This window comes from Paenibacillus montanisoli, from assembly GCF_003268025.1.
Classification (GTDB): domain Bacteria; phylum Bacillota; class Bacilli; order Paenibacillales; family Paenibacillaceae; genus Paenibacillus_Z; species Paenibacillus_Z montanisoli.
In genome coordinates, this window is record NZ_QLUW01000006.1 from 193,148 (window position 1) to 205,639 (window position 12,492).

The 12,492-nt window shown below is 50.7% G+C and carries 10 protein-coding genes and 1 riboswitch; of the genes, 9 read left to right on the forward strand and 1 reads right to left on the reverse strand.

The features are described 5' to 3' along the window. Nucleotides 1-7: 7 nt before the first annotated feature. Complete coding sequence (locus DL346_RS25705) at nucleotides 8-682, reverse strand: hypothetical protein (RefSeq protein WP_133257572.1); 675 nt, start codon at nucleotides 680-682, stop codon at nucleotides 8-10. A 535-nt stretch (nucleotides 683-1,217) separates the two neighbouring features. Here DL346_RS25705 and DL346_RS28850 point away from each other — a divergent pair. The 9 genes from DL346_RS28850 to DL346_RS25745 all read left to right on the forward strand — a co-directional run bounded on the left by DL346_RS28850 (nucleotide 1,218) and on the right by DL346_RS25745 (nucleotide 12,481). Continuing rightward, nucleotides 1,218-1,409 carry a hypothetical protein gene (locus tag DL346_RS28850; RefSeq protein ID WP_133257573.1) on the forward strand — a complete coding sequence of 64 codons (192 nt, stop codon included), beginning with the start codon at nucleotides 1,218-1,220 and terminating at the stop codon, nucleotides 1,407-1,409. 40 nt (nucleotides 1,410-1,449) lie between these two features. After that, nucleotides 1,450-2,730, forward strand: coding sequence for an ArsB/NhaD family transporter (locus tag DL346_RS25710; protein ID WP_112885251.1), 1,281 nt, complete (start codon nucleotides 1,450-1,452; stop codon nucleotides 2,728-2,730). A gap of 140 nt (nucleotides 2,731-2,870) precedes the next feature. Then, nucleotides 2,871-2,932: riboswitch (Fluoride riboswitch) on the forward strand. Between the two features lie 157 nt (nucleotides 2,933-3,089). Then, entirely contained in the window at nucleotides 3,090-4,811 is a 1,722-nt protein-coding gene (locus DL346_RS25715; RefSeq protein WP_112885252.1) for a cache domain-containing sensor histidine kinase, read from the forward strand. Further along, complete coding sequence (locus tag DL346_RS25720; protein ID WP_112885253.1) at nucleotides 4,808-6,226, forward strand: response regulator; 1,419 nt, start codon at nucleotides 4,808-4,810, stop codon at nucleotides 6,224-6,226. Before DL346_RS25715 ends, DL346_RS25720 begins: the two co-directional genes overlap by 4 nt. Before the next feature lie 191 nt (nucleotides 6,227-6,417). Next, nucleotides 6,418-8,160, forward strand: a complete 1,743-nt coding sequence (locus tag DL346_RS25725) for a type 2 periplasmic-binding domain-containing protein (RefSeq protein WP_112885254.1) — start codon at nucleotides 6,418-6,420, stop codon at nucleotides 8,158-8,160. An 89-nt stretch (nucleotides 8,161-8,249) separates the two neighbouring features. After that, entirely contained in the window at nucleotides 8,250-9,143 is an 894-nt protein-coding gene (locus DL346_RS25730; protein ID WP_112885255.1) for an ABC transporter permease, read from the forward strand. An 18-nt stretch (nucleotides 9,144-9,161) separates the two neighbouring features. Then, nucleotides 9,162-10,049: a carbohydrate ABC transporter permease gene (locus tag DL346_RS25735; protein WP_112885256.1), complete on the forward strand. Its 888-nt coding sequence runs from the start codon at nucleotides 9,162-9,164 to the stop codon at nucleotides 10,047-10,049. Nucleotides 10,050-10,102: 53 nt separating this feature from the next. Next, a complete protein-coding gene (locus tag DL346_RS25740) occupies nucleotides 10,103-10,771 on the forward strand; it encodes a helix-turn-helix domain-containing protein (RefSeq protein ID WP_112885257.1) in 669 nt (222 codons plus the stop codon). 93 nt (nucleotides 10,772-10,864) lie between these two features. After that, entirely contained in the window at nucleotides 10,865-12,481 is a 1,617-nt protein-coding gene (locus tag DL346_RS25745; RefSeq protein WP_165822675.1) for a response regulator transcription factor, read from the forward strand. The last annotated feature ends 11 nt before the right edge of the window (nucleotides 12,482-12,492 follow it).

Here is a 12,492-nt window from a genome sequence, read left to right on the forward strand (position 1 = left end):
GTGAACTTTATCCTGACACGACTTTTTCATCGATGGTTTTCCCGGTAAGGGAATGGATAAACAATAACTTCACACTATTTTCCTGTTCCGAAAGGCGAACCTTCACGACATAGATGAGCGGTGTACCTTTTCGGGTAGGCAGGTAATACGCTTGACAATCAGGCATTGTGATCCGAAGGTTATGGATTCCAATTGATGCAAGCGCCTTTGATACAGCCTGTTTTTCGGAGATAGCGGCGTGCATGGGCCGATTAAAGTGGATTTTTTCGAGATCAGGATAAATGGTGCCTTCTACACGACGAATGACCCCATCTTTGCCGATCTCAAAGATTAGTTTATCCCCCCATACCGGTATTTGAAAAAGCAGATGTTGAAAATGAATGAATGTCCTGTCAGGATTGTATTCAACTTTTATGACTTTCATATCGCGAACGGGATTTTGAAGGCCATACAAAGCTTTATATTTGTTCAGAAATTCGTAGGCAATCCAAGCAGGGCTGTGATTTGACGGACGCGAAAAACTGCCCGTAAGCAGATTGGGGGTGTCAGTCTCTTCATTCCATTTGAGTTGAGCTACCCGGGATTTCTCCAACTTCTGCAGTGCCTTCTGCATCTTACTTGGCTTTTCAATAGCGAAAGTTTGGGATGATGCTACTAGCATGGATATGACAATCAAGATCATATATACGAGTCTTCGGAACATAAAAACAAGTTCACCTCTGTCAGATTTACTATATTCCTATTTTGTATTCTTGGTAATGACAGCATTATGTATTCAGTCTGACAATTTCGTGTTTTTCAGGGAGCAAACCTGCGCGGATTGAGGCATTCGTTTGGAACTATATCGTTTATAGGTGGGCTTATATATCGTATGAGCGACATATTTTAAGTCGGATTGGCTGGGGCAGTTGCTTGGGGTATGGATTCCTACCTATTGGCCGGCTAAGACCTTTTTAGAGGGAGCTGAAGGTCAATCTTATTTAGCATTGTGTTATTTTGCAATTGGGATTACAATTCATCTATTAATGATCATGTTTATGGTACGGGTATTTAAAAAGAGTGGATTGACATGTCGGCACATTTTCTTGACAATCCGTAACTTTGCTAATGAATTAAGAATACTCTTGAAAAATAGTTAAATAGTTGTGAACTGGTGGAGCCTGTCAACAAGGGCTCTTTTTGTCTTTTATAAGGAAAATAGTGGGAGTTGCATGGAAATGATAAGAAAATTCTTTATTACTTGGTGTATACTCCTCATTTATTGTGGATTTGTTCTTGGAATAATTGTCGAATTTGTCACTACTGAAGATGCGAATAATAGGATATCAACTGGAGTTTCCGTTCTTCCTTTGTTGATTGTGCCTTCGATTGTTGTTTATGTTGCATCACGTAGTAAAAATAAAAAATAGTTATGAATAAACATTAGGAATTTTGGAGGGCACATGGAATATGGAACATCAAGCATTGACAGCTATTATTATTTTCTTAGTCATTTATGCATTGATTATTTCTGAGAAGATTCATCGTACAATTATCGCAATAATTGGCGCTGTTCTAATGATTATGTTTGGAATTGTCAATCAAGAGGATGCACTGCATCATATAGATTTCAATACATTAGGCTTGCTAATTGGAATGATGATCATTGTGAGCATTACGGCGAAAACAGGCTTATTTACTTACATTGCCGTAAAGGCAGCAAAGCTGGCAAAAGGCGATTCTGTCCGAATTATGGTATCACTGTTATTGATTACTGCAATTGGCTCCGCATTTCTCGATAATGTTACGACTGTACTGCTAATGGTACCGGTCACGTTCAGCATCACAAGGCAGCTTCGTGTTCATCCAGTACCTTATTTAATTACACAAATTTTCGCTTCTAATGTAGGAGGCACAGCTACTTTAATCGGGGACCCGCCCAATATCATGATCGGCAGTGCGGTTAAAGAGCTGACGTTCATGGATTTTATCGTGAATTTATCCCCAATTGCCGCAATGATCATAGTCGTATACATTCCTATTTTTATTTGGATATTTCGAAAACAAATCCGGACTACGCCTGAGCTACAGCAAAGTATTATGGCACTAGACGAAAGGGAAGTATTAAGTGACCGGGCATTGCTTGTAAAGTGTTTAAGCGTTATGGGAATTACGATCATTGGTTTTTTCCTGCATCAAATGCTGCACCTGGAATCCGCGACAGTCGCTTTAGCGGGGGCCTTTATCCTATTGTTATTAACTGGCGAACATGCAATGGAGGATGCTCTGAGTAAAGTTGAATGGACGACCATTTTTTTCTTTGTTGGTCTTTTTGTGCTCGTCTCAGGACTGGTAGAGACCGGCGTGATTGCGGAATTAGCTGCGAAGGCGATGGATCTCACCGGTGGAGATTTAGTCTTATCATCAATGTTAATTTTATGGATGAGTGCAATTGCTTCATCCTTTCTTGACAACATTCCTTTTGTTGCCACGATGATCCCCATGATTCAAGAGATGGGTAATATGGGGATTGAAAATTCGGAACCATTATGGTGGAGCCTTGCATTAGGTGCGTGCTTAGGAGGGAACGGTACATTAATTGGAGCCAGCGCCAACCTTATTGTTGCCGGTCTTTCCGGAAAAGAAGGATACCCGATTCGATTCGTGACCTTTTTGAAATATGGCATACCTTTAATGCTGATATCCATAATCATGTCAAGCGTGTATGTGTATCTTCGGTATTTAGTTTAAATGATTAAGCAAACAGCGGAATCAATTTTCATGATAAAAGACTACAAGTACATCCGAATTTTTGTTTCTTAATCTTGGTCATATTGAAGGACAGGATAGTGCAACTTATATAGCAATAAAAGTGAACTTCCATTATAAAGACTTTATCAGGTGGCGGAGTTCGCCTTTCACCGTTCCCTGGACTAATGACTCCTACCAGCTGTTATTACTGGTAGGAGTCTGTTGTTTTGGATCGAGTCCCAATGTGTTGCCGCGATCCTGTAATTCCCTGACGAACAAGGGAGGAAAAAGAAGCTTCGAGTCGAATATGGCTTGTTACCGAAGAGCGTACTATTTCCTACAGAAAATGAGGTATTCCTATGCTGTCGATGCTGCGGGACTCCATTAAGGGACGGCTGATTGCCATTTTGCTGCTCAGCTCCATCGTGCCGCTTGCCCTGCTTGGAGGATTGTCGTACTACTCTTTTCACTCTTTTATGGAAAACAAGTTGAAAAGCGGGATTAACGAGAATTTGAAGAAGGAATTGACCAGCCTTGACAATATTCTCAAAAACTTGAACTTCGCCTCCCAGCAGCTCGCGCTGGATAAGACGATCACGTCCCGCATTCAAGAGTATTTGACGACTGACGATCAAATCCGCAAAACGGATATTTTGCTCAGCGTGCTGGACCGGATGTCGCTCATTAATTATACGAGTCCGTTCGCCGGCGTCATCGCGCTCGTTGACGAGAAAGAGAAGCGTCCGTTCATCCAAAGCTACCCCATCATAGACAAAATCGACATGTTCGATAACCCGCTGCTGCTCGAGGCGAACGGCGTCTCTTATTTTGCCCCGCATCCGTCGACGGATAAATATAATAATGACCATACGCAAGTATTTTCGCTCGCGCGCAAAGTGAATGATTACGGAACCAAAACCTCTTTTTATGTCTATACGGAAAGCAATTTCAACACGCTGAAGCGATTGTTCGAGAATGTGCAATACGGCGAGCCGGTCAAGCACCTGCTGCTGAACGCGGACAATCAGATCGTCTACAGCGAGGATCTCGCCCGGTTTCCGCTTCATGCCAAGTTTAAGACGGAAGACAAGAGCGTCAAAGACCTGCGATTCATTGCGGAAAGCGATCAGGGCTGGAAGCTTGCGGTCGTCATGAAGGGAGACGCGTTTCAGAAGGAATTGAACTCTTGGCTTGGCAAATTCGTGACCGTCGGCTTGTTCACGCTGATGCTCAGCTTGCTGCTTGCTTATATTTGCTGGCGGACTATCTACAGGCCGCTAAACGTGTTCCGCAGGGAGATTGAATGGGTGGGCGACAACCCGTCCTACCGTCCGCAAAAATGGCTTCGGCTCCGCGAATTCGACGAGGTGCTCGGCCGTTTCTACGCAATGAAGGAGCGGGTATTCGATCTATTGAAGGAAATCGAGCGACGGGAGAAGGCAAGGAGCAATGTGGAGGTCGAGAAGCTGAAGCATCAGATCAATCCGCATTTTATTCACAACACGCTTAACACCGTTCAAGTTATTGCCAAGATGAACAAGCAGAACGAGATCGTCAAGCTGATTACGCACTTCACCCGCATTCTGCACTATAACCTTGGAAAAGAGGGGACGCATGTGCGCGTGCGTGAGGAAGTGGACAATATCAACGATTATATCGCGCTGCAGAGCATCCGCTACAGCCATCAGTTCGAGGTAGCGATGAAGGTTGATCCATCGACGGTAGATGTGATGATCCCGCGCTTCGTGCTGCAGCCCCTCGTCGAGAATGCCATTTATCACGGGTTCCGCAACCGCAACGGGACGGTCAGCGTTAGCATCGAGCCTCTTCCCGAGGGCGGGATCACGATGTGCGTGTCCGATAACGGGGAGGGCATGCCGGAGGAGCGGCTGCAATCGCTGCTGGAAGAGAAAGGACCGGAATCGCGGTCGGTCGGCATGGGAATTGGCCTCAGCTTCGTGCACCGCTTGATTCAAGCGTATTACGGGCCAAGCTCCGGGCTGCGCATTGAGAGCCGGCTTGGCATCGGTACGTCGATTACGATTGTCATACGGACAGGGAAAGGAGGCGAGCAGCCATGATCCGCGCCATTCTGGTGGATGACGAGCACATTGTGCGCAAAGGCCTGATTCATATTCTTCCATGGCAGAAGCATGGGATGGAGGTTGCCGCCGATTTTGAAGGCGGAGAGAAAGCGCTTGCGTGGATGGAGAACGAGCACGTCGATTTGCTCGTGACCGATCTGTCGATGCCGGGCATGTCGGGCTTCGACCTGATCCGGACCGTGAAGGAACGGTTTCCGAATACGGAAACGGCGATCCTGACCTGCCATCAGGATTTTCAATACGTGCAAGACGCGCTGCGCCTGGGCGCCATCGATTATATCGTGAAGACCGAGCTGGATGACGACAAGTTGGACAGGCTGTTCGGCCGGATCGCCGAGAAGCTGGCCCATAAGGAAGAGAAACCGGTCCGCACGCAGCCGGCAGCCGCAGCATCCGCGCATTCGTCCGTCACGCTGCTGCTGGCGTTGAAGCCCGACTGCAAGGTGCATGAGCTGTATGCGCAGCCGGCGCTGAAGGATCGCCCGCTCGTGGCGCTGCCCGGCAACGCATGGTTTACGGAGGAGCTGGCTTTTCAGCCGGAAGCCGAGTCCCAGGCGGAGCTGTCCTCGCGCTGGGCGGTGTTCTGCCTGCACCAGGTCGCGCTAAAGGATCGAAGCCGGATCAAGGGGCTGCTGGAGACTTATATCCGCCGCCATTCCTTCTATGTGCTGGAGCATACCGGCAAGGCATCCGCGGTCCACGATTCCATGCAGGACGTGCTGCTCTGGGAAACGAAGCAGCCGAATGAGGAGTGGGTGAAGGACTGGCGCCAATTCGACTGGCTCTACCAGGATGAAGCGTTTCAGTCCATGATGGCGCAAATTGCCGAGCAGCGGCCGGATCCGAATAAGCTAAGCGGCATCATGCATCAAACCGTTTGGTCGTGGAGAAGCATGCAGCGCTGGGCGGAGCGGGAGAAGCTGCTCGGCGAGCTCGGCGGTCTTCAAACCTGGGCGCAGTGGCAGGATTTCCTGCAGCGCGTCCGACGTTCCTTGCGAAGCATGCTTGAAGGGAGCGGCATCGATAAAGACATTACGGCGAGAATGGTCCAATCGATCGAGTGGTCGCTGCTGCGGCTCGATGAGGGCATTACACAGGAAGAAGCGGCAGCGGCGGTGCACTTGAGCCGCGGGTATTTCAGCGACTGCTTCAAGCGGACGACAGGCGCGACCTACAATGACTTCATGCGCATGTTGCGCATGGATCAGGCCAAGCGGCTGCTCGTGCAGACGGGGATCGCCATTCAGGAGATCGCCGCGCGCTGCGGGTTTGCCGACGAATCATACTTCCGCAAGCTGTTCCGGCAGGAGACGGGCCGCTCGCCGCGCGAATTCCGCGAGAAACAAACGGTCTACGGCGATTACCTTCGCTGGCCTCCAGCACTGAAATAGGAAAGCCGTTTTTGCTTGCAAAGTGAAAAATGTCTCCTCACAAGTGAAAATTGTACGGTGAAGGACGCATGTTCTGACAATGTTCAGTCAGAAGGTGCGTTTTTTCCATATTGCCCCGACGCTCCGCCACGTTATGATTGGAATCGAATCAAACACTATATTCTTTGTCATAGAGAGGGGCTTTTGACAGGATGATCAAAAAGTTCGCAAGTTTGATTTTCGTTGTGCTGATGGTTTTTGTTAGCGCTTGCGGAAATGGCGGCAATAACAACAATACCGCAACGAACGCCGCGGAAGGCAACAAAGCAAGCAACACGGCTGAGGGCACGAATACAACCGAACCGGCTGCCGAGCCTGAGGTTGCTGCCGATCCGTTCGGCAAGTATCCGGAGCTGATTGAGTTTACGACCATCAGACCGACGATGAACAACCCGAAGTTCCCTGAAGGCGAATCGTATGAAGAGAACGTTTTCAACAAGTTCATGGAAGAGAAGCTGAACGTAAAACCGAAGTTCGTCTGGATGGCGCCTCAAGATGGCGACGCTTACAAGAAGAAGCTCGACCTGTCGATCGGCGGTAATGACATCCCGGATGTCTTCACAATCGTCGGCAAAAGCATCCAAGAGGTTCAAGCGACTGTAAAACGTCTCGTTGAAGCGGACATGATCGAGGATCTGACAACCGTGTACGAGCAGTACGCTTCCCCGGCGATTAAAGAAGCATATGCTTCTGCAGACAACCGCGGACTTGACCTGTACAAAGTCGACGGCAAGCTCTATGGCATCCCTAGCCAGGGCAGCCTGGAAAACTTCAACTTTGTCTGGATTCGCGATGACTGGCGCAAGAAGCTGAACCTGGCCGAGCCTAAGACGCTCGAGGACGTTGAAGCGATCGCGAAGGCGTTCAAACAAAATGACCCTGCAGGCAACGGCACGACCATTCCGGTCGCGATGCAAATGCAAACGGAGACGGACGGCTTGTTCGGACCGGGCTTTATTTTCGACCAATTCGAAGCCTTCCCTCGCCTGTTCTACAAAGATGCATCCGGTCAAGTCGTATACGGCGGTATTCAGCCGCAAATCAAAGACAGCTTGAAAGTGATAGCGAACCTGTATAAAGAGGGTCTGATCGAGAAGGATTTCGCACTGAAAGATACGGGACAGCTGCAAGAAATTTTGGCGAGCGGCCGCGCAGGCATCGTAGGTCAAGCATGGTGGGGCGTATGGTACCCATTGTTCATGACGCTGCAAAACGTTCCTGACGCGGACTGGAAGCCTTATGCAATCCCGGCAAAAACAAACGGCAAGCTGAACATGGGCGCAATGAACACTTCGGGATCCGTCATGGTCGTGAAGAAAGGCTTCAAATACCCAGAGCTGCCGATGAAATGGCTGAACGTGATCAACGAGAACGACGGCACCGAGTGGTGGATCAAAACGACGCAGGAAAAGTATAAAGACGCAAACGAAAAAGCGACGGTTTGGGGCGGCATGTCCATCATGAGCACGGATGCTATCGTTAACCAAGCAGCAGAAATCGTTGCGGCCGTAAACGGCGAGAAGGATCCGGCGTCTCTGCCGTTCAAGAACAATGACGCCTACCAAAACATCAAGAAGTTTATTGACGAGCTCCAATCCCAGCCGCAAGCGGCGAGCAAGAACGTGCTGCAATGGCAAAATACGCGCAGCTGGTACGATGCGATGGGTTCCGCTGCCAAGCTGGAGACCAATATCGTCTACTCCGCATACGACGGCCAAACGCCTACGATGGAGAAGAAGCTGACGGCGCTGAACGAGCTGCAAATGAAAGCGTACCACCGCATCATCATGGGCAAAGCCGACGCGGACGCTGAATTCGATCAATTCGTAGCGGATTGGAAAGCGCAAGGCGGAGACGACATTTTGAAAGAGATCAACGAAGAGGCAAGCAAATAACGCTTGAATTGTGGGAGGACGCGAGGCAGTGTCTTGCGTCCTCCTGCTAATTGGGAACGAGATTGACATTGAAGCGGAGGTTGTGCAGAATGCGCAGCAAATGGTCTGAGCAAATCCATTTTAACTTAATGCTGCTCCCCGGCATGATTCTCGTACTGCTGTTTACGATCTGGCCTATGGGCGGCATTGTGCTGGCGTTCAAGCATTTTATTCCGACGAAAGGAATTTGGGGTTCGCCTTGGACAGGCTGGGAAAACTATTCCTACCTCTTCGATACGCCGGTAGCGCTTCGCGTCTTTAAAAATACGGTCGTCATCGCCTTGATGAAGATCGGATTCGGTTTTCTCATTCCGATCGTATTTGCGCTCATGCTGAATGAGCTGCGTATCCAGTGGTTTAAGCGCACGGTGCAAACGATCGTTTATTTGCCGCATTTCTTATCTTGGGTTTTGCTTGCGGGTATCTTAAGAGATTTCTTTGCCGTAGACGGCATCGTCAACCAAATGCTTGGCATGTTCGGCATTAACGAAATTATGTTTTTGGGCGAAAACTTCTGGTTCCGCTCGATTATTGTCGGCTCCGATATTTGGAAGGAATTTGGCTTCGGCACCATCATCTACTTGGCAGCCTTGACAGGCATTAATCCATCGCTCTATGAGGCGGCCGATATTGACGGCGCGACCCGGATGCAGAAGCTTCGGTACGTCACGCTTCCAGGCATCGCAACCACGATCGTTCTGGTCGGTACGCTCAGCTTGCAAAACGTGCTGAACGCCGGCTTTGACCAAATATTCAATCTCTACAACACGCTCGTCTACGATTCTTCCGATATCATCGATACGTACGTGTACAGAGCCGGTATTGAGGAGGGGCATTACGAAGTCGGTACGGCGATCGGCTTGCTCAAGTCCGGCGTCAGCTTCATTCTCATTATCATCTCGTATGGCTTAGCCAGCCGGTTCGCCAACTATCGCATTTTCTAGCAGAAGGAGGAATTCCGCATGGTCCGCAATCAAACGTTCGGCACCAAGGCGGCTGAAGCTTTGCTCATTGCCGCGCTTGCGCTCATTTCGTTCTCGTCCTTGTTTCCGATCATTCACAACCTGGCGATTTCCTTCAGCTCGCCTGCGAAAGCGATGGCCGGCTTCGTCACCGTCTTTCCGAAAGAGTTCAATTTAGAGTCGTATAAGAAGCTGTTCGAAGACAGCGTATTCTTCCAGTCGTTCTGGATTTCCGTTAAGCGGGTCGGCATTACCTGCTTCATCAGCTTCTTCATCTCGCTGCTGATGGCGTATCCGCTGTCCCGTTCGAGACGAGAGTTTAAGCTCCGCGACGTCTACATGTGGCTGCTCATTTTCTCGATGATGTTCAACGGCGGCTTGATCCCGTTCTATCTCATTATCCGTCAGATGGGGCTTATGAACTCCTTCTGGGTGCTCGTCCTGCCGATGCTCGTGAACGTATTCAACGTCATCCTGATCGTCAACTATTTCCGCAGCATTCCGAAGGAGCTCGACGAATCGGCCGCCATGGACGGCGCCGGTCCGTGGTATAAAGCGTTCCGCATCTACATGCCGCTGTCCATGCCGGTGCTTGCGACAACGACGCTGTTTCTGATCGTGACGGTGTGGAATGAATTCATGCTCGGCATGATGTTCATAAACCATGAGGACAGCATTCCGCTTCAAACGTACATGCAGCAAATCGTCGTGCGGATCGACCCGACGCTCATCAAGTCGATCGAGGACGTGAAGCGCCTCGCTTCCGTATCCGACAAGACGCTGGGCGCGGCCAAAATCTTCGCCTCCATGCTGCCGATCATGCTCGTTTATCCGTTCCTTCAGCGGTTCTTCATCTCCGGCATTATGCTGGGCTCCGTGAAGGAATAAGAGGCCGACTATGCTGACTTCCGCCAACGTTTCTCCTAAGGAGGGTGCGGCAAATGGGACAATCAAGACCGATCAGCTTCGGTGATCTGCTGAGAAGGGGAGAGAGCCTGAGAGCCTCCCTGGAAGGCGGAGAACGAAACGCTTATTTCAAGCAATTCGATTCGCTGTTCGCGGCCATCCCGGAAGCGGACAAAGAAGCTTGGCTCGAAGCCTATATGATTCTTGCCGCGCAGTTTCTCGCTTATATGCACAAGAACGGCATCACCGCGGCCAATCTTGAGCCGCTCGACGCAGACGCGCTGCTGCGGTGGGACGCCCACAGCACGGCGCGCCAAGCGGCCGATTACTTGCGCTCCTTCGCCTGCGCGCTGCTGCATTGTCCCGGCTGCCGGGATGAGGGCGGCTGGCTGGAGAGCCTGCATGCCTACATCGAGCAGCATCTGGATGAGGATTTGTCGCTGTCGAAGCTGGCCGAAACGGTCTACTTCAATCCTAGCTATCTGTGCAGGCTTTATAAGCAGACGACCGGGCGCGCCCTGTTCGATTACGTTGCCGAGGCGAAGCTCGCCAGGGCGAAGCGGTACTTGAAAGAGTCGCCGCGCCTGAAGGTGCACGAAATCGCCCGCAAGGTCGGGTTCGGCTCGCCCGCGCATTTCACGCGCGTGTTCAAGAAGCATTCCTTGCTTACGCCGGCGCAATACCGGGAGGCCTATTCGCGTTAATTTCGCAATAAACCGCTGCAGCTGTTGATGCGCTGCAGCGGTTTATTCTATTATGGAAGGAGCAACGCATTCCGTGATAAGGTCGTGAAGCCGATGTTCAGATTGTTTATCGTGGATGACAATAAGTACGAACGGAACGGCATTAAAGAATCGATCGACTGGCAATCGCTCGGGATTCAAGTCGTCGGTACATTCGCCAATGGATTGGAAGCGCTTACTCGAATAGACGAGCTCAAACCCCATATCGTCATTACGGATATTGCGATGCCGCTCATGAACGGCGTCGAGATGTCCGAACGCATCCGGCAGTCCCATCCGGACGTGAAGATCATCTTCATCAGCTGCCACAGCGATTTCGAATTCGCCAAGTCAGCCGTCGATCTCGGCATTTATGGCTATGTGCTTAAACCGATCATTGCGGATGAATTGGAGCGGGCGCTGCACAAGCTGCTCGCCGAGTTTACGGAACAGCACCGCGAGCAGATGGAGAAGGAGCGGATGATGCAGCAGCTGGAAGGGATGCTGCCGCTCGTTCAGGAGCAATTTCTGAAGGAAGTGCTGCTCGGCAATTTCCGCAATGAAGACGATATCCGGCAGCGGATCGAGTTTCTTGCGCTCCCCATCATCGAACATGCGACGATGAGCGTGATCTCCGTCAAATGCCCCCGCGCGGAAGGCGAACGGGAACGCCAGAGCGCCATGGACGCCTATTTTCAATCCTATTCCATCAAGAACCGGATTGCCCGGTCGGAAACCCCGGAGCGAGCGATGGTTCCGGTCCAATTCTCGGCTGAAGATTACGCGGCGATCGTCTTCGACCAGCAGGGCGACAAGCAGGGCGTTATCGATGCGGCGGTGCAGCTGAACACGTCGATAAGCGCGGAGCTGGGCATTCAGGCCACGATGGGCATCAGCACCTGCTCCAGGGAGCTGACGGAGCTTGAGCGGCTGTACAAGCAATCGCAGAAAGCGGTAAATACGCGCTTCTACAGCGGAAGCAACCCGATCATTCTGTTCGAGGAAATCGACGACCGTTCGGATAGTCCGTTCGAGGAAATGCCAAGCCTCGAGGACGTCTACCAGGACATGAAAGCGCTCATGTCCTTCGGCAGCGGCCAAGACATCGAGGAGTTCATCGGCAAGTACTTAAACGACGAAAGCGCCAAGCATGGCGAGAGTTACGTGAAAGGCTTCGCGCTGCTGTTCTCCCATCTGACGGGCATTCTGCTGCTGGAATCGAATCAACCCGGCCATTTTGGCGACAATGCCGCGGCGTGGGATAAGCTGAACCGCATGAGCACCAAGGAAGACGTCGTCCAATGGGTCCGGCAAACCTTCGCGGCGATCAAAGAGCGGTTAACCGACCGCAACGCCTCCAGAAACGTCAAAGTCATCGGCGCGATCAAGCAGATGATCCATGACAACTACCATGAGCAAATCTCCATCGAGGATATATCGAAGTCCGTGTACTTGAGCGGCCGCCATGCCAATGGGCTGTTCAAGAAAGAGACCAGCCAGACGATCTTCGACTATCTCATCCAGTTCCGCATCGAGAAGGCCAAGCAATTGTTGAAGGAAGAGGGCAGCAAGGTGGCTGCCGTGGCCGAAGCCGTCGGTTACTTGAATACATCCTACTTCATTCTCGCGTTCAAGAAGAACGTCGGCATGACGCCGGCTGAATTCAAAAGCAAAGCCGCACTGCCCCTGTAAGAGGGGCGTGC